Genomic DNA, 16,794 nt, shown 5'->3' with positions numbered 1-16,794 from the left:
TGAACTCTTCTCGTGTGTGCTCGGTCGAGCGATCGGAGGGGAGCGAATGCCTTCCCCTACTATCGCGTCGAACGGGCGCGAGCGGAATCGACAGACTCGCAGAAGATTTTTCGGAGAGGGGTGCGTTCCTCAGTCGAGCCGGCGGCGGCGGATCTCCTTATCCATGGCCCAGCGGGCCTCTTCGAGCGGCTCGTTCATGGAATGCGAGACAGTGGCGATGAAGCTTCGGGAACTGAGGTGACGGTGGAACTCCTCTCGTTCGATCCGGGCGAGCCATCCGCGCCGGTGGATGAGCTCGTCGTCCGAGAGCTCCCCGATCTTCGACACGTCGTACAGGTCGCTGTCGGCGGGCCGGTCGTTCGGCACGTCGAAAGAACTCATCGTCCGACCCCCCGCTCCCATGAATCGACGGTTTCGCTGTCGCCGACCGCTCCATGATCAGTTATCCGACCCTCTCGCCTCAAGCCTTTCCTCCGTAGCCGGCATCAGCTTTCGGGAGGCGGGCGAAACCGTACGGCCAGCGCTAGCGCCTAGGAGCGGGAGAGAGGCGCACCGGATGCCGCGCCGCCCGCGGCTGCGAGAGGCATCAGCCGAAGATCATCGGCAGGTCGTCATCGTCGTCCGCGGCCGAGAAGTCGAGGTCGGCGACGACGGGGACGTGATCGCTGGGCACCTCGCCCTTGCGTTCGTTGCGGTGGATCTCGGCCCCGTGCACGGCGTCGGCGAAGGCCGGGGAGCCGAGGATGAAGTCGATGCGCAGGCCCTCGTTGCGCGGGAAGCGCAGCTGTTTGTAGTCCCAGTAGGTGTAGCCGGTCGGGATGAGCGGGCGCACCACATCGGTGAGCCCCGCCGTCTCGAAGGCGGCGAACGCCGCTCGCTCGGGAGGGGAGACGTGGGTGGTGGCGCCCTCGACGACCGTGGGGTCGCCATTGTCGGCGTCTGTGGGCGCGATGTTGAAGTCGCCGGTCAGTGCGAGCGAGAGGTGGGGGTCGGCCGCGAGAGAGGTTGCGGCGTACTCGCGGAGCTTGTCGAGCCAGTCGAGTTTGTACGCGTAGTGCGGGTCGTCGAGGCCGCGGCCGTTGGGGACGTAGAGGCTCCAGACGCGCACGCCGTTGACGGTCGCCCCGATCGCGCGGGCCTCCTGCGGGAGGTCGGGCCCCTCTTTGCCCTTCTCGAACCCGGGCATGCCGGGGAAGCCGATCTCGACGTCTTCGAGCGGCTCACGGCTGGCGATCGCGACGCCGTTCCACTGATTCAGCCCGTGTGCGGCGACGTGGTAGCCGGCTTCCTCGAACGCGGCGTACGGGAACTGCTCCGTCTTGCACTTGATCTCCTGCATCGCCAGCACGTCGATGTGCTCGCGCACGCAGAACTCGACGGTGCGGGTGACGCGGGCACGGACGGAGTTGACGTTCCAGGTGGCCAGGCGCATGGCATCCAGCCTACGTTCGGCCGCCGACATCGCCGTCCGCCGGAGCGTCCACCGGATGCCGTGTGCACAACGGCGGATGCCTGGGGCGACACGCCGTGACACGGTACCCCGGACACGGCGTGTCGTCGATGCACCCGCCGTTGTGCGCGCGCCGGTGCGGGCCGGGACCGCGCAATAGAATCGACGCCGTGACCGCAGCCTCTACTCCCGAGCTCGAAGCCGACCGCCAGGCACTGATCCGCCTCATCAACGACGAGGCGGTGTTCCACGGCGACTTCACCCTCTCGAGCGGCAAGAAGGCGACGTACTACGTCGACATGCGCAAGCTCACCCTCGACCACCGCGCGGCCCCGGCGATCGGTCGCCTCGTGCTCGACCTGGTGAAGGATCTCGACGGCGTCGTGGCCGTCGGTGGACTCACCCTCGGCGCCGATCCCATCGCCAACGCGGTCATGCACGAGTCGGTGCACGCCGGCCGCCCGCTCGACGCGTTCGTCGTGCGCAAAGAGCCCAAGGACCACGGCCGCGGCCGCCAGGTCGAGGGCGCCGATGTGAAGGGCAAGCGCGTCGTCGTCGTCGAAGACACCTCCACCACGGGGCAGTCGGCCCTCAAGGCCGTCGAGGCGCTGCGCCGCGAGGGAGCCGAGGTCGTCGCCGTCGCCGTCATCGTCGACCGCAAGACCGGTGCGCAGGCCGCGATCGAGGCCGAGGGACTGCAGTGGCTGTCATCCATCGACCTCGACGACCTGGGTCTCGCTCCGCAGTAGGAGGGCCCCGCGAGAACAGGACGTTCGTCGGGCGCAGGGCGGTTCGGTGCGGAGCGGTCCTGTCCTGGCGTGATCCCCTGTCCTCGGGTGGCCGCGTGAGGCCCCGAGTTCGGGCGTCCGCGTCGCGCGGCGGGGGATGCCGGCCGGCGCCCACCGCCCGCGAATCCGGGCACCGGCGGCACCGGCGACAACGGCCGGCACCGGCGGCACCCGCGTCAGCACCGGCGGCACCCGCGTCAGTGACGGCGGCGCGACTCCGGATGCCGCGTGCCGCTCGCGCCGGGCGGAGGACTCAGCGCGGGTCGTCGTCCGGTCCCGGACCGTCGAACGGATCCCGCCCGCCGCCGCCGCGGCGCGAACGCCGCCACTGCACGATGAACGCGACGAGCGTGCCAGCGGTGATGAAGAAGGCCACGATCAGCCACAGCGTGCGGTCGTCCATGGCATCCATCCTGTCCGACGCGACGTGCTGGGCGTCAAGGCCGGCCGGAGCGTCGAGCGATCAGGGTCGACGGTTCTCTGCCGCGTCAGCGACGATCTTGGCGATCCGCGTCGCCCGGGTCTGCGGGCGCACCGCCAGAGCGATCTGGGTGAGTCCGTATTTGCGGGCCGACGGGGGGAATGCGTCCCAGTGGGTACGAGCCAGGGGGACTCCGTCGAGCGCGGTCGTGAGATCGGGGGGCTCGACTCCGGCTTCCGGTCCGTCGAGCACCTCCCACGCGCCGTTCGCTCGCGCGACCTCGAGGGCTCGCCGGCCGGCCGGTCGCAGTCGCCCCTCGGCCTCGAGTCGGGCGATGCGGGCCTTGTTGGTAGCGGCCCACCCGCTCGTGGCGCGCCGCGGGGCGAACCACAAGCCCGAGCTCACCTCGTCGAACACGCGCACGGGTCCGTCGATCCAGCCGAAGCAGAGCGCCTCGCAGATCGCGTCTTCGTAGTCGACGTAGCGGCCGGCGTCGGCGCCGCGGCCGCGCACCAGCCATGCTCCCGTCGACGTGGTGTGGTGCTGCTCGAGCCAGACGCTCCACGCGGCGACGTCGGGCGCCACCACCCTCTCGCCGTCGTCGAGCGCGCCCATGCTCAGAGACCCGCTTCGAGGCCCTCTTCGCCGTCGGCGAGTTCGGTCTCGAACGGTTCGGCGCGCACGAGTTCGGCGACGGAGCCGAGGATCTCGTCGGGTCGGAAAGGGTAGCGCTCCATCTCGCGCTGGTCGCTGATCCCGGTGAGCACCAGCACGGTGTGCAGGCCCGCCTCGATGCCGGCGACGATGTCGGTATCCATACGGTCGCCGATCATGCCGGTGTTCTCGCTGTGCGCACCGATGCGGTTCAGCGCGGAGCGGAACATCATCGGATTGGGCTTGCCGACGATGTAGGGCTCTTTGCCGGTCGCCTTGGTGATGAGCGCGGCGATCGCGCCCGTCGCCGGGAGCACTCCCTCGGTCGAGGGGCCCGTGGCATCCGGGTTCGTGGCGATGAAGCGCGCACCGCCGCGGATGAAGCGGATGGCCTTGGTGATGGCCTCGAACGAGTAATTGCGGGTCTCGCCGACGACGACGTAATCGGGCGTGGTCTCGGTCATGATGAAGCCGGCCTCGTGGAGGGCCGTGGTCAGACCCGCCTCGCCGATGACGAACGCGGAGCCGCCCGGCATCTGCGACTTGAGGAAGTCGGCGGTCGCCAGCGCCGAGGTCCAGATGGACGCCTCGGGAACGTCAAGACCGGACGCGCGCAGCCGGGCGCTGAGGTCGCGCGGCGTGAAGATCGAGTTGTTCGTCAGCACAAGGAACGGCGTGCCCTCGGTGCGCCACTGCGCGAGCAGTTCGGACGCCCCCGCGATGGGCGTGTTCTCGTGGACGAGAACGCCGTCCATGTCGGTGAGCCAGCACTCGATGTCGCCACGCGTCCGCATGGGGCCAGCCTAACCCCGGCCTCCGACACGGCCCAGGAGGGTTGTCTTCCCGGCGACCGCGGATCCTCATCCCCCGGGAACGAACGAGGGCGGGCCCGGCTCGAACGCCATGACCCGCCCGTCCGCGGAGGAGACGATTACTTGAAGGTGTCCTTGACGTTCTCGCCGGCCTTCTTGGCATCCGCCTTCACCTGGTCGGCCTTGCCCTCGGCGACGAGCTTGTCGTTGTCGGTGGCGTTTCCGATGGTTTCCTTCGCCTTGCCCACGATGTCCTGTGCGGCGTTCTTGATCTTGTCGTCCAGACCCATGATGTGACTCCTTCTCGAAATGTCGGCGTCGGCGAGGGGTCTCGTCGCGTCGGAGCGCGTGCTCGCAATGGAGACGTGCGGAGTCGCCGATTCGTCACGCATCGGCCGCGAGAATTTTCCCGGGGGACGATATGCCAGGAACGGAATGAACCCGTGACGGCGGCGGACGATCTGGCTAGGGTCGAAGGGTGGCGCGCACCGAGTGGGATCCTCAGAACCTCCCCGACCTGTCGGGGCGGTCGTACCTCGTCACCGGCGCGACGCGGGGGCTCGGCTATTTCGCCTGCGAGCAGCTCGCCGGCGCCGGGGCGCGCGTGCTGCTCACCGGACGCAACCCGAACCGTCTCGCCGCGGCGAAGTCGGCGGTGAAGCGGTCGCATCCGGATGCCGCGATCGAGACGCTGCTGCTCGACACGAGCAACATGGGGTCGGTGCGCGCGGCCGCGGCGACCGCCCGTGCCCGAGGCCGGCTCGATGGACTCCTTCTGAACGCGGGCGTCGTGCATCCGCCGAAGCAGCGCGAGACCGTCGGCGGGCACGAACTGGTGTTCGCCACCAACGTGCTCGGCCACTTCGCGCTCGCCGGAGAACTGCTCAAACCGCTCGCCGCCGCCCGCGGTCGGATGGTGTGGGTGGGCAGTATGTCGACCTCGATCTGGGGACACCTGCCCACCGATCCCGAGCTCGGCGAGGGCTACACGCCGTGGCGCGCATACGTGCAGTCGAAGGCGGCGACCACGGCGCTCGCGCTCGAGGCCGACAAACGTCTGCGCGCGCACGGCGTTCCGGTGCAGAGCCTCGTGGCGCATCCCGGCTACTCGACCAGCGGACGCACCCGCGGGGTGCGCGGCGTCAATGAGCCGAGCCGGCTCACCCGCTTCCTCGACAACCTGCAGGCCCCGATCACGCAGTCCAAGGAGCAGGGCGCCTGGGCGCTCGTGCGCGCGGTGGTCGATCCGCTCGCCGAGGGAGGCGAGATGTACGGCCCGGCGCTCGTCGCCCGGGGCGAGCCGCGGGTGGCAACCCCGGCACGGCGCACCCGGCGCAGCGAGCTCGGAGCCGAGCTTTGGCGGGCGTGCGAGACCGCGACGCACGTGCGCTGGCCCTTCGACCGGGCCCGGCGCGCGGCATCCTGATCCCCCCGTGTCGATGTCGGCGCTGAGCCCTACAGTGATCGCATGGACCAGGCAACCGCCGAGAGCATCGATTCCGCCGACGTCCGCGGCCTGAGCGCTGCCGACGTCGCCGAGCGGGTCGCCGCGGGGCAGACGAACGCGTTCACTGCCGACAGCAGTCGCAGCGCGTGGAACATCGTGCGGGCCAACGTCTTCACGCTGTTCAACGCGATCGTCGCGGCGTGCTTCCTCGTGCTGTTGCTGCTGGGGCGCTGGCAAGACGCCCTGTTCGGCGTGGCCGCCCTGTCGAACGCGGTGATCGGCTGCGTGCAGGAGTTCCGCGCGAAGGCGGCCCTCGACCGTCTGGCCCTGCTGAACGCCCCCCGTGCCCGCGTGCACCGCGAGGGCGTCGACGCCGAGATCGCGCCCCCCGACGTCGTCCGAGACGACCTGCTCGTGCTCCGAGCGGGAGACCAGGTGCCCGCCGATGCGGTCGTGGTCGACTCTCGGGGGCTGCAGATCGACGAGTCGATGCTGACCGGCGAATCGGATGCCGTCGACAAGCGCCCCGACGACGAAGCCCTGTCGGGATCGATCGTCGTCGCCGGCGAGGGTACGGCGCGGGTCGTACGCGTGGGCGCCGAGTCGTACGCGAACACCTTCGCCGCGGAGGCGAAGCGCTTCCAGCTCGTCTCGAGCGAGCTGCGGACCTCGATCGACCGCGTGCTGCGATGGGTCGGGTGGGGAATCGGCCCCATCGGGCTGCTGGTGCTGAACGCCCAGATGATGGTCGCCGGCGGGTGGGTGCAGGCGTGGCAGCAGGGCACCTGGCAACAGGCGGTGGTGAACACGATCGCGTCGCTGACGGCGATGATCCCGCTCGGACTCGTGCTGATGACCTCGATCGCCTTCGCCGTGGGCGCCGCGCGACTGGCAGGGCAGAAGGTGCTCGTCAACGAACTGCCCGCGGTCGAGGGCCTCGCCCGCGTCGACGTCATCTGCCTCGACAAGACGGGCACGCTCACGGCCGGTGAGATCCGCTTCGACGACGTGCTGACCCTCGAGGAGAGCGACGGGTGGCGTACCGCCCTCGCCTGGTACGGCGCGGCGGCGGACGCGAACGCCACAGCGAAGTGCCTGCGCGAGCCGTTTCCCCTCGATGAGCCGGTCGAAGCGGTGCGACGCATCCCGTTCTCGTCGGCGCGCAAGTGGAGCGCGGTGTCGTTCGCATCCGGGGGCACATGGATCCTCGGTGCGCCTGAGATGGTGTTCGGCGATCTCGCCGCCGACGCGGGCAGCGACTTGGGCGCCGCCGTCACGAGGCTGGCGTCATCCGGCCGTCGCACGCTCGTGCTCGCCCGCGCCGGCGCCGCCCTCGACGACATCGACGTCGACGAGGAGCGGTTGCCCGAGGCTCCCGTCGCCGTCGCCGTGCTCACGTTCGTCGAGGCCGTGCGGCCCGACGCCGCCGAAGCGCTGGCGTACTTCCGGCAGCAGGGCGTCGGCGTGCGGGTCATCTCGGGCGACAACCCCCGCACGGTGGCCGCGATCGCCCGCGAGGTGGGTCTCGAGGTCGACGAGGGCTACGACGCGCGCCGCCTGCCCGAGGATGACGCCGAACTCGGTCTCGTGCTCGAGCAGCACACCGTCTTCGGCCGCGTCACGCCTGATCAGAAGCGACGGATGGTCACCGCGCTCCAGGCGCGCGGTCACGTCGTGGCCATGACGGGCGACGGGGTCAACGACGCCCTGGCCATCAAGACGGCCGACATCGGCATCGCCATGAACTCGGGCGCCGCGGCCACCAAGGCGGTCGCGCGCCTCGTGCTGCTCGACGGGCGCTTCTCGCACCTGCCCTCGGTGGTCGCCGAGGGTCGCCAGGTCATCGCCAACATCGAGCGCGTCTCGATGCTCTTCCTCACCAAGACCGTCTACGCGACGGGCCTCGCCGTGCTCTTCGGGGCGCTGGTCATGGAGTTCCCCTTCCTCCCGCGGCAGTTGTCGATCACCGACGGCCTGACCATCGGCATCCCCGCGTTCTTCCTGGCGTTGCTGCCGAACACGCAGCGCTACGTGCCGGGGTTCCTCAGGCGGTCGTTGAGCTTCGCGATCCCGGCCGGGCTCGTCATCGCCGTCTCGCTCACGCTGTACACGCGACTCGCGATGGGCATCGGTCTCAGCGTGGAGCAACTGCGCACTGGCGCGACGATCATCCTCGCGATCGTGGCGATCTGGGTACTCACCGTGCTGTCGCGGCCGGTGACGCGCGTGAAGGTGCTCGTCATCGGTGCGATGTTCATCGCCCTGACCGCGATCTTCACGGTGCCGGCGCTGGGGGAGTTCTTCCAGCTGCAGGATCCGGGCGAAGACGGCGGGGTGCTCATCACGGTGGTCGTGGTCGTGGCCATCGGCGCGATCGAGGTCGTCCGTTTCGCGCACCGCCGTTTCGTGCAGCGTTCGCTCCTCGCCCTCGCCGGTCGTCGGCAGGACGAGACTCTGGACGCGACCGCGGTGTCTGCGCGGCGTCGGCCCACGGCCGTCTCGGCGGCGATCGTGCTCGTGTACGTCGGCGGCCTCATCAACACCGCCCTGGGTATCGTCGTGCTGCTCACCCGCTACGGGGTGCCGGACGATCTCGTGCTCCCCACCTCGCTCGTCGGCGCGGCGACCGTGCTTCTGGGGCTGCTCACCGTCGCGGGCGGATCCGCGCTCTCGCGCGGCAGCGTGCTCGCGCGCAACCTGCTCACCGCCTATCTCGCGCTGCTCGGTGTGCTGCAGGCCGTAGCGATGATCCTCACCGAGCTCGACCCTGTGCTCACAGTCGCGCTCGTCGCGGCGGTGGCCGTGATCGTCGCGATCTGGGTGCCCGCGGGCTCCCGTCGGTGGTTCCGGCCCGTGGGTGCCCGCCCAAGCGAATCGACGCCCTCCGTTTAGCGTCCCGCCGCGGGCCGCGGGCCGCGGGCCGGGGGCCGCGGCGGTCAGGCCGTCAGCCGGAACCACCCGATGCATCCTGCCCGGGCGCCCCGCCGCAGCGGGAGTCGGGCCGTCAGCGAGACCGCGCCGCGTGTCAGGCCGTCAGCCAGACCGACCCGCCCGCACCGGCGGGGAGGGTCACCTCGACACCGTCGGCGCGCACCACCTCGTCGGACACGACCTCGAGCTCGTGCCCCACGTCGATGCGGCGTTCGACGAGCGCGCGCAGGAGCTCGGGGTCGCGATCGCTCACGCGCAGGACGCGTCCGGCGTGGCCGGTGGGCGCCTCGGTCAGGAGCACGAAGGGTTCGCGGTGCACCACGCCCTCGGCATCCGGGATCGCGTCGCCGTGCGGGTCGAACCGGGGCCGCCCGAGGCGCTCGTCGATCCCCTCGAGCAAGCGCTCGCTCAGCGCGTGCTCGAGCACCTCGGCTTCGTCGTGCACCTCGTCCCACGCGTAGTCGAACTCGCGCACGAGCCACGTTTCGATGAGCCGGTGGCGGCGGATGACGCCGGCCGCACGACGAGCGCCCGCGGCGGTCAGCGACACGGGTCCGTAGGGGCGATGCGTCACGAGACCTTGAGCGGCGAGCTTCTTCACCATCTCGGTGACGCTCGAGGGGGCGAGGCCCAGCACGCTCGCGAGCTGTGAGGGCGTGATCGGGGTGTCCTGCCACTCGGTGTGGTGGTAGATCGCCTTGAGGTAGTCGTCGGATACGGGCGATTCCACGCCGTCAGCCTATCCGCCGGTGAACACCAGCCACAGGAGCGCGACGTTGAGGGTGATGAGGAATACGGATGCCACGACCCCGGCGACGGTCGTCAGGATGCGGTTGCGGTAGGCGCCGAGCACCGTTGCCCGGGCCGTGAGCACGACGAGGGGGACGAGCGCGAACGGGATGCCGAACGACAGCACCACCTGGCTGAGCACCAGCGCGAGGGTCGGATCGACGCCCAGGGCGAGGATCACGAGCGCCGGCACGAGCGTGACCAGCCGCCGCACCATCAGGGGGATGCGCGCGTGGAGCAGGCCGTGCATGATCTCGGCGCCGGCGTAGGCGCCCACCGAGGTCGAGGCCAGTCCGCTCGCGAGTAGCCCGACGGCGAAGAGCGTCGCCACGAGGGGACCCAGTCCGTCACGCAGGGCGGCGTACGCGCCCTCGAGGCTGTCGGTGCCGTCGACCCCGGCGAGGTTCGCCGCCGCCAGCAGCAGGATCGCGAGATTGACCGTGCCGGCGACCGCGAGGGCGATCGTGACGTCCCAGCGGGTCGCGCGGAGCAGACGGGGGGTGGAGATGCCGCGAGCCTGTTCGAGGCGGGAGTGCGCGGCGACCGTCGCGTCGGCCTCGGCCGCGGTCGGCGCCGTGGCCCACGTCGACGGTCGCGAGGCGGTGTCGGCGTCCGGCATGCGGGGCCCTGACGCGGTGGCATCCGACGATGGTCGTGAGGAGGCGGCGTCCGACGGCGCGAGAACCGAAGCGGCCTCGATGCCGACCGTCGGCGCGAACCGGTCTCGCGCCAGCGCCGAGTGCGCGTAGATGGCGTGCGGCATGATCGTCGCGCCGAGGATGGATGCCGCGAGCAGCACCGACTCCGTGCCCTCGAAGCGCGGAACCAGCCCGCCGATGACACCGTCGGCTGCGGGTGGGGCGAAGAACAGGCCGAACGAGAAGCCCACCGCGATGACGACGAGCAGGCCGATCAGCACGGTCTCGAACGCCCGCGCACCCCGCCGCGTCTGCACGAGCAGCAGGCCCATCGACACCACTCCCGTGATCGCGCCGCCCCAGAGCAGAGGGACGCCGAAGAGCAGATACAGGGCGACGGCTCCGCCGATGACCTCGGCGACGTCGGTCGCCATCGCGACGAGCTCGGCCTGCAGCCAGTACGCGCGGCGCGCCCACGGCCGGCGGATACGGCGTCCGAGCACCTGCGGCAGGCTCTCGCCCGTGACGATGCCGAGCTTCGCCGAGAGGTACTGGATCAACCAGGCCATGACGTTGCCCAGCACGACGACCCACACCAGCAGGTAGCCGAACGCGGCGCCGGCGGTCATGTTGCTGGCGACGTTTCCGGGATCGAGGTAAGCCACGCCCGCGACCATCGCCGGACCCAAGAGCCAGAGGGCGCGCCCCGGTGCGTGGCGTCGGTCCCCGGCATCCACAGTTTTCGGCATGCCGAAAAGTTATCAGGATTTCGGGCGCCCGAAAAGAAGAGGGACTCGTCGCCGAAGGGTCCGCTATGGGAGGAGATTCGGGGAGCGGAGGACCAGGTTCGCGGAATCCGTCCTCCCTCCCCGAATCACCTTCGGGCCCGTGGGACCGGCACCTCCTCGGCTCCCGGGGCCCCGCGCCAGCCCGCGGGGGCGTCCCGCCCGCCCGGGTAGCCTGAAGGGGTGACGGATGCCGACGAGCCCACGCCGGCGCCGGGCGGCGACCCGGCCGACGCGGCGCGGACCGACCCACCCCCGACCCACGGTGTCGGTCCCTGGCCGGGGGGACCCGCGCAGTGGCCGGACGACCCGCGTTACGACCCCGAACTGCTCGCCGACGGCGACACCCGCAACGTGGTCGACCTCTACCGGTACTGGACGATGGAGGCGATCGTCGCCGATCTCGACGCGAAGCGGCATCCGTTCCATGTCGCCATCGAGAACTGGCAGCACGACCTCAACATCGGCTCGATCGTGCGCAGCGCCAACGCCTTCCTCGCGGCCGAGGTGCATATCGTCGGCAAGCGCCGCTGGAACCGGCGCGGGGCCATGGTGACCGACCGGTACCAGCACGTTCGTCACCACGAAGACGTCGCGGCGTTCGCCGCGTGGGCGCACGAGGCGGGTCTGCCCGTGATCGCCGTCGACAACGTCGAGGGATCGGTGCCCGTCGACCGGGCGGACCTGCCCGAGGCCTGCGTGCTGTTGTTCGGGCAGGAGGGGCCGGGGCTGTCGCCCGAGGCGATCGCCGCCGCCTCCGGGGTGGTCGAGATCACGCAGTACGGCTCGACGCGCTCGATCAACGCGGCCTCGGCGGCGGCCGTGATCATGTACGAGTGGTGCCGCCGCTGGGCGTGAGCCGTGGCGCGGGTGAGGGGCCGGTCCCTTCGACGGGCCCGGGGACCTCGGTCGTGCGGGGGCCGGGCCGCAGGGCGTGAGCCACAGGGCTGTGAGCGTTCGACCCATCCGATGGCTCGGGGACCTCGATCGTGCGCGGCCTCGGCCGTCGGAGTGTGAGCCGTGGCGCTGCCAGGGGCCGCCGCCCTCCGCGGGCTCGGAGACCTCGGTCGCAGGGAAGCTCAGCCGCCGGCCGTCATCCAGGACTTCCCGCGCACCCGCAGGCCCAGGGTGAGCGCCCGCGCGAGCATGTAGACGCCGAAGAACGCCGCGGCCACCCAGGCGAGCCCCGCCGCACCACCGCCGGCGAACATCGCGACGAGCACGAGCGCCGGCACGTAGGGGACGAGGTTCAGCACGCCCGCGAGGGCGAGGTAGCGCGCGTCACCCGCACCGATGAGCACCCCGTCGAGCACGAAGACGAACGCGGCGAGCGGCTGCGCCACCGCGAGCACGAGCAGCGCCGGCTGGATGAGGGCGGCGATCTCGGCATCCCCCGTGAAGACCAGGCCGAGCACGCCCGACGACACCGCGACCAGGCCTCCGACCGCCACCCCGAACCACACGCCCCACGCGCTCGTGCGAGCGAGGACGCGCCCGACCGTGTCGGTGTCACCGGCGCCGAGCGCCCGCCCGATCAGCGCCTGCGCGGCGATCGCCAGTGCGTCGAGCGCGAACGCGGCCGTGGAGAAGATGGTGAACGCGATCTGCCAGCCCGCCAGCTCGGCCGAACCGAGACCGGTGGCCACCGCGACGGTCGCGAGGAAGGCCGCGCGCAGGCTGACCGTGCGGAGGAACAGCCAGCCGCCCGATCGCACGGTTCCTCCGAGGCCGTCGCGCTGCGGACGGACGGATGCCGCGTGCAGACGTGCAAGGCGCCGCACGACCAGCACGTAGGCGCCCACCATGCCCCACTGGGCCGCGACCGTGCCCACGGCGGAGCCGGCGATGCCCCACCCGAAGCCGTAGATGAACAGGGCGTTCAAGGCCGCGTTCGCGCCGAAGCCCAGGCCCGCGATCCACAGCGGGGTGACGGTGTTCTGCATGCCGCGCAGCAGACCGGTCGCCGCGAAGACGACCAGCATCGCGGGAAGGCCCCACATCGAGATCGTCAGATAGGTGCGGGCGTTCTCGGCGACATCGGGCGCCGCGCCGAACAGGTCGACGACCAGAGGCGAGAGGATCGACCCCACCGCGGCCAGCACCGCTCCGAGCGCGAGGGCCAACCACATGCCGTCGATGCCCACCGACACGGCGCGTCCGGGTTCGCCCGCACCGAACCTCCGGGCGACGGCCGGGGTGGTCGCGTACGCGAGGAACACCATGAGCCCGACGATCGTGTGCAGCACAGCCCCGGCGATGCCGAGGCCCGCCAGCGGAGCGACGCCGAGGTGCCCGATCATCGCGGCGTCGACGATGAGGAACAACGGCTCGGCGATGAGCGCGCCGAGCGCCGGAACGGCGAGCCGCAGAATGGAGCGGTTCAGCGTCTCTGGCGGCGAAGTCGTCACTCTCCGAGCCTAGGACGCACCCCCGACACCGATCCTGACCCACCCGGCGCGGGTTCGGAGCCGGCACAGAGAACCGGCCTTTATCCTGTCTGCATGACCGACATCCCCCGCTCCTCCGGTCTCGCGCTCGACGAGCTCAGCGACGAGATCCGCCCCCAGGACGACCTGTTCCGCCACGTGAACGGCCGTTGGCTGGAGCGCACCGAGATCCCCGATGACAAGGCCCGCTGGGGCTCCTTCCACCTCATCGCCGAGCAGGCCGAGGCCGACGTCCGCACGATCGTCCAGGAGTCGCAGGACGCCGAGCCGGGCACCGAGGCCCGCAAGATCGGCGACCTGTTCGCCAGCTTCATGGACACCGAGCGCATCCAAGCGCTGGGCCGCGAGCCGCTGGCGCCGCAGCTCGGGCGCGTCGCCGGCGTCGACGGCATCCCCTCCTTCCTGCGACTCACCGGCGAGCTCGAGCGCGACGGCCTCAGCGGTCTGCTCACCCTGTTCGTCGAGCCCGACCCGGGCGACCCCACGCGCTACGTGCCCGTGATCTACCAGGGCGGCATCTCGCTACCCGACGAGAGCTACTACCGACTCGACAACTTCGCCGAGACCCGTGAGGCGTACCGCGCACACATCGCGCGCATCCTCGAGCTCGCCGGTGTCGCCGAGGCCGCGGCATCCGCCGATCGTGTCTTCGCCCTCGAGGCCGAGATCGCCTCCGCGCACTGGTCGCGGGAAGACAGCCGCGACTCGGTGAAGACCTACAACCTGAAGACGTGGGACGACGTCGTGGCGCTCTCGGGCGTCGACCTCGATCCTTGGCGGGCCGGAGTGGCGCCGGGCCACGACGACGCGTTCGCCGAGGTGGTCGTGTACCAGCCCAGCTTCGTCGAGTCGCTCGGCGGGATTCTCGTCGAGGAGCGTCTCGAGGATTGGAAGGCATGGCTGCGCTTCAAGATCGTGCACGCGGCGGCGGCTTTCCTCTCCGATGACTTCGTGGCCGAGAACTTCGCGTTCTACGGCACGCAGCTCACCGGCGTCCCGGTCAACCGCGAGCGGTGGAAGCGCGGCGTGAGCCTGGTGGAGGCGGCGCTGGGCGAGGCGATCGGCAAGGTTTACGTCGAGCGGCACTTCAAGCCGGCGGCCAAGGACGCGATGGACGGCCTCGTCGCCGACCTGATCGAGGCGTACCGCCGCTCGATCCGGAATCTCGAGTGGATGACCGACGAGACGCGCGAACGCGCGCTCGCCAAGCTCGACACCTTCGTCCCCAAGATCGGCTACCCGGTGCGGTGGAAGGACTACTCCGACGTCGAGGTCGATCCGACCGACCTCGTCGGCAACGTCCGCCGCGCGCACGTGTGGGAGCACGACCGCCAGCTCGCGAAGGTCGGCCAGCCGATCGACCGCGACGAGTGGTACATGACCCCGCAGACGGTCAACGCGTACTACAACCCGCTCATGAACGAGATCGTGTTCCCCGCGGCGATCCTTCAGTACCCCTTCTTCGACGCCGACCGCGACGCCGCCGCCAACTACGGCGGGATCGGCGCGGTCATCGGCCACGAGATCGGACACGGCTTCGACGATCAGGGCAGCCGCTTCGACGCCGACGGGTCGCTTCGCGACTGGTGGACGGATGCCGACCGCGCGGCCTTCGAGGAGCGGACGAAGGCCCTCGTCGCCCAGTACGAGGCTCTCGTGCCGCAGGGCCTCGGCGACGAGCACCACGTCAACGGGGAGCTCACGATCGGTGAGAACATCGGCGACCTGGGGGGCCTGGGCATCGCGATCGCCGCGTACCGCCTGTTCCTCGCCGAGCAGGGTGAGACCGAGGGTGACGGGCCCGTGGTCGACGGGTACACGGGGATTCAGCGCCTGCTGCTGAGCTGGGCGCAGATCTGGCAGCAGAAGGGCCGGGATGCCGAGACCATCCGCCTTCTCACCATCGACCCGCACTCGCCGAACGAGTTCCGGTGCAATCAGATCGTGCGTAATATCGACGCGTTCTACGCGGCCTTCGACGTCGCCGAGGGCGATGCGCTGTGGCTGGACGCCGACCAGCGCGTCACCATTTGGTGAGGTCGCGTTTGTTGTCTTCCTGACGCAGAAGGAGCCACGCTCGTGGGCATGCCCCCGGTTCCCGAGCCCGCCCTGCCCGATCCCGTCGGCGGGCCGGTGGCGTCGTCGCGGCGCGACGCCCCGGCCCTTCGAGGTGCGGGCCGCAAGGGACCCAAACGTCTGCCCCGACGTGCGGCGGCGGGGAGGCGCTCGTTCACGGCGACGCTGCGTGCCCTCGACGAGCTGGCCGCGTCGGGGGCTCAGGTCTCGGTGCGCATCGACGACCTCGACGGGGGCGCGCAGGTGCTCGCGGGCGACGACTTCGTCACCCTGCCGGTCGGCGGGCTGGGTGTCGTGCCCCTGCTGGTCGAGGTGGCCGCGGCCTTCGAGGACGGTCGCATCGAACCGCTCGAGATCCTCGACCGTGCCGCCGTGCAGGGCGCCGCGCACGGGGGCGTGTGGCAGCACCTGAAGGCGCCGGCCCTGCCGCTGATCGACGTCGCGATGCTCGCGGCGTCGTCGGGCGACGCTCTCGCCGTCAACGCGCTGCTGCACCGGGTGGGGCTCCAGGCCGTGCGCGCGCGGATCGAGCAGTTGGGGCTTCGGCGAACCGCCCTGCTCGACCGGTTCCGTGACGACCGCGGTCCCGACGACGCACCACACCTCGCCCTCTCGACCGCGCGCGAGATGGCCCAGGTGTTCGCGGGGCTGGTGAACTCGACCGTCGTCTCGCCCGGTGTGAGCGCGCAGGTCGCGGAGTGGCTGAGCCTCAACCACGATCTCTCGCTCGTGGCATCCGCCACCGGACTCGACCCCTTCGCGCACGAGAACGACCAGCACGGGTTGCTGTTCGTCAACAAGACCGGCCGTGCGGCGGGGGTGCGCGCCGAGGCGGGCGTTCTCGGCGGTCCCCGCGCGGGGGTCGCCTACGCGCTCATCGTCAACTTCGACGACCTCACGATCGCGCATCGGCTCCGTGCACACGACGCGTTCCGCGTGCTCGGGGTCGAACTCATGGAGTACGTGTACTGACGAGCGGACCGCCGATTGGTGTTGTCTCGCGGACGTGAACGACTCGATCGCGTCGTTGGAGCGGCGGTCGGCGCGCCTCGAGGAGGCGTTCTGCTGACGGTCGCACGGCCCCGCCAGGGCGGGTCGGTGGCCCAGGGGGAAATGCACACCGCAGGCGCCGAACTCCGCGCGGAAGGACGGGCGGGAACCGTCCCCCTCCGGCGGCGAGAACGCAATCCCTCCCGGGTATCACCTCCTCGCTGCGACCCTGGGGGCCACCGACCGAAACAGCTTGAACGAAAGGGACCCCGAGGCCATGTCCGACTCCTCTTCCACCACCGACCCGTTCGCCGACTCCAGCGGACCAGAGGGCCACTCCATCACCGACTGGACGGACCTCGGCCGCGAGATGTGGTCGTACCTGACCGGTCGCGGCGCCGCCGTGAACTACTCCTTCGTCGACATGACCGTCGAGGTGCCCCGCGACATCGGCCCCGACGCTCCCCGCGCGACGTGGAAGCTCAACGGCACCCTGCGCGTCACCACGAGCGACGACACCGCGGCCGGGTCCGACCCGTACCGCGGTAACTGAGGGGCGGCGCCAT

The 16,794-nt window shown here is 70.8% G+C and carries 16 protein-coding genes; 7 read left to right on the top strand and 9 right to left on the bottom strand.

The window, feature by feature from the left end:
* Positions 1–129: 129 nt before the first annotated feature.
* A complete protein-coding gene (locus ASF76_RS01585) occupies positions 130–381 on the bottom strand; it encodes a hypothetical protein (protein WP_055951950.1) in 252 nt (83 codons plus the stop codon).
* 205 nt (positions 382–586) lie between these two features.
* Positions 587–1,432 (bottom strand): exodeoxyribonuclease III, encoded by an 846-nt coding sequence (locus ASF76_RS01580; protein WP_055951946.1) that lies wholly within the window; start codon positions 1,430–1,432, stop codon positions 587–589.
* 188 nt (positions 1,433–1,620) lie between these two features.
* On the opposite strand from ASF76_RS01580, the gene pyrE reads away from it, so the two are divergent.
* Entirely contained in the window at positions 1,621–2,199 is a 579-nt protein-coding gene (pyrE, locus tag ASF76_RS01575; RefSeq protein ID WP_055951943.1) for an orotate phosphoribosyltransferase, read from the top strand.
* A 292-nt stretch (positions 2,200–2,491) separates the two neighbouring features.
* Here the strand turns inward: pyrE and ASF76_RS16910 are convergent, their stop codons facing one another.
* From ASF76_RS16910 to ASF76_RS01560, 4 genes are all read right to left on the bottom strand, one after another.
* Positions 2,492–2,641 carry a hypothetical protein gene (locus ASF76_RS16910; protein WP_156459078.1) on the bottom strand — a complete coding sequence of 50 codons (150 nt, stop codon included), beginning with the start codon at positions 2,639–2,641 and terminating at the stop codon, positions 2,492–2,494.
* Between the two features lie 60 nt (positions 2,642–2,701).
* Positions 2,702–3,274, bottom strand: a complete 573-nt coding sequence (locus ASF76_RS01570; protein WP_055951940.1) for a YdeI/OmpD-associated family protein — start codon at positions 3,272–3,274, stop codon at positions 2,702–2,704.
* A 2-nt stretch (positions 3,275–3,276) separates the two neighbouring features.
* Positions 3,277–4,107 (bottom strand): HAD-IIA family hydrolase, encoded by an 831-nt coding sequence (locus ASF76_RS01565; protein WP_055951937.1) that lies wholly within the window; start codon positions 4,105–4,107, stop codon positions 3,277–3,279.
* 137 nt (positions 4,108–4,244) lie between these two features.
* On the bottom strand, positions 4,245–4,415 hold the full coding sequence (locus tag ASF76_RS01560; RefSeq protein WP_055951934.1) for a CsbD family protein: 171 nt from the start codon (positions 4,413–4,415) through the stop codon (positions 4,245–4,247).
* A gap of 188 nt (positions 4,416–4,603) precedes the next feature.
* Between ASF76_RS01560 and ASF76_RS01555 the strand changes: the two genes are divergently transcribed.
* Entirely contained in the window at positions 4,604–5,551 is a 948-nt protein-coding gene (locus ASF76_RS01555) for an SDR family NAD(P)-dependent oxidoreductase (RefSeq protein WP_055951929.1), read from the top strand.
* Positions 5,552–5,593: 42 nt separating this feature from the next.
* Positions 5,594–8,464: an HAD-IC family P-type ATPase gene (locus ASF76_RS01550; protein ID WP_055951926.1), complete on the top strand. Its 2,871-nt coding sequence runs from the start codon at positions 5,594–5,596 to the stop codon at positions 8,462–8,464.
* Positions 8,465–8,597: 133 nt separating this feature from the next.
* Here ASF76_RS01550 and ASF76_RS01545 read toward each other — a convergent pair whose 3' ends face one another.
* Positions 8,598–9,233, bottom strand: coding sequence for a metal-dependent transcriptional regulator (locus tag ASF76_RS01545; protein WP_055951923.1), 636 nt, complete (start codon positions 9,231–9,233; stop codon positions 8,598–8,600).
* A 9-nt stretch (positions 9,234–9,242) separates the two neighbouring features.
* The gene (locus ASF76_RS01540) at positions 9,243–10,679 is read right to left on the bottom strand and encodes an Nramp family divalent metal transporter (protein ID WP_055951920.1); all 1,437 of its coding nucleotides are present in this window, start codon (positions 10,677–10,679) and stop codon (positions 9,243–9,245) included.
* A gap of 219 nt (positions 10,680–10,898) precedes the next feature.
* Between ASF76_RS01540 and ASF76_RS01535 the strand changes: the two genes are divergently transcribed.
* Positions 10,899–11,573 carry a TrmH family RNA methyltransferase gene (locus ASF76_RS01535; protein WP_055951917.1) on the top strand — a complete coding sequence of 225 codons (675 nt, stop codon included), beginning with the start codon at positions 10,899–10,901 and terminating at the stop codon, positions 11,571–11,573.
* A gap of 221 nt (positions 11,574–11,794) precedes the next feature.
* On the opposite strand, the gene ASF76_RS01530 is transcribed toward ASF76_RS01535, so the two are convergent.
* Positions 11,795–13,123: an MATE family efflux transporter gene (locus ASF76_RS01530; protein ID WP_055951914.1), complete on the bottom strand. Its 1,329-nt coding sequence runs from the start codon at positions 13,121–13,123 to the stop codon at positions 11,795–11,797.
* 93 nt (positions 13,124–13,216) lie between these two features.
* On the opposite strand from ASF76_RS01530, the gene ASF76_RS01525 reads away from it, so the two are divergent.
* The 3 genes from ASF76_RS01525 to ASF76_RS01515 all read left to right on the top strand — a co-directional run bounded on the left by ASF76_RS01525 (position 13,217) and on the right by ASF76_RS01515 (position 16,781).
* The gene (locus ASF76_RS01525) at positions 13,217–15,199 is read left to right on the top strand and encodes a M13 family metallopeptidase (RefSeq protein WP_055951911.1); all 1,983 of its coding nucleotides are present in this window, start codon (positions 13,217–13,219) and stop codon (positions 15,197–15,199) included.
* 48 nt (positions 15,200–15,247) lie between these two features.
* Positions 15,248–16,210, top strand: coding sequence for a serine hydrolase (locus ASF76_RS01520; protein WP_055953314.1), 963 nt, complete (start codon positions 15,248–15,250; stop codon positions 16,208–16,210).
* A gap of 295 nt (positions 16,211–16,505) precedes the next feature.
* Positions 16,506–16,781, top strand: coding sequence for a hypothetical protein (locus tag ASF76_RS01515; protein WP_055951910.1), 276 nt, complete (start codon positions 16,506–16,508; stop codon positions 16,779–16,781).
* Positions 16,782–16,794 lie beyond the last annotated feature (13 nt).

Source organism: Microbacterium sp. Leaf151 (assembly GCF_001424225.1).
Classification (GTDB): Bacteria; Actinomycetota; Actinomycetes; order Actinomycetales; family Microbacteriaceae; genus Microbacterium.
The sequence above is the reverse complement of the archived record's forward strand: the minus strand, read 5'-3'. Positions and strand labels throughout refer to the sequence as shown.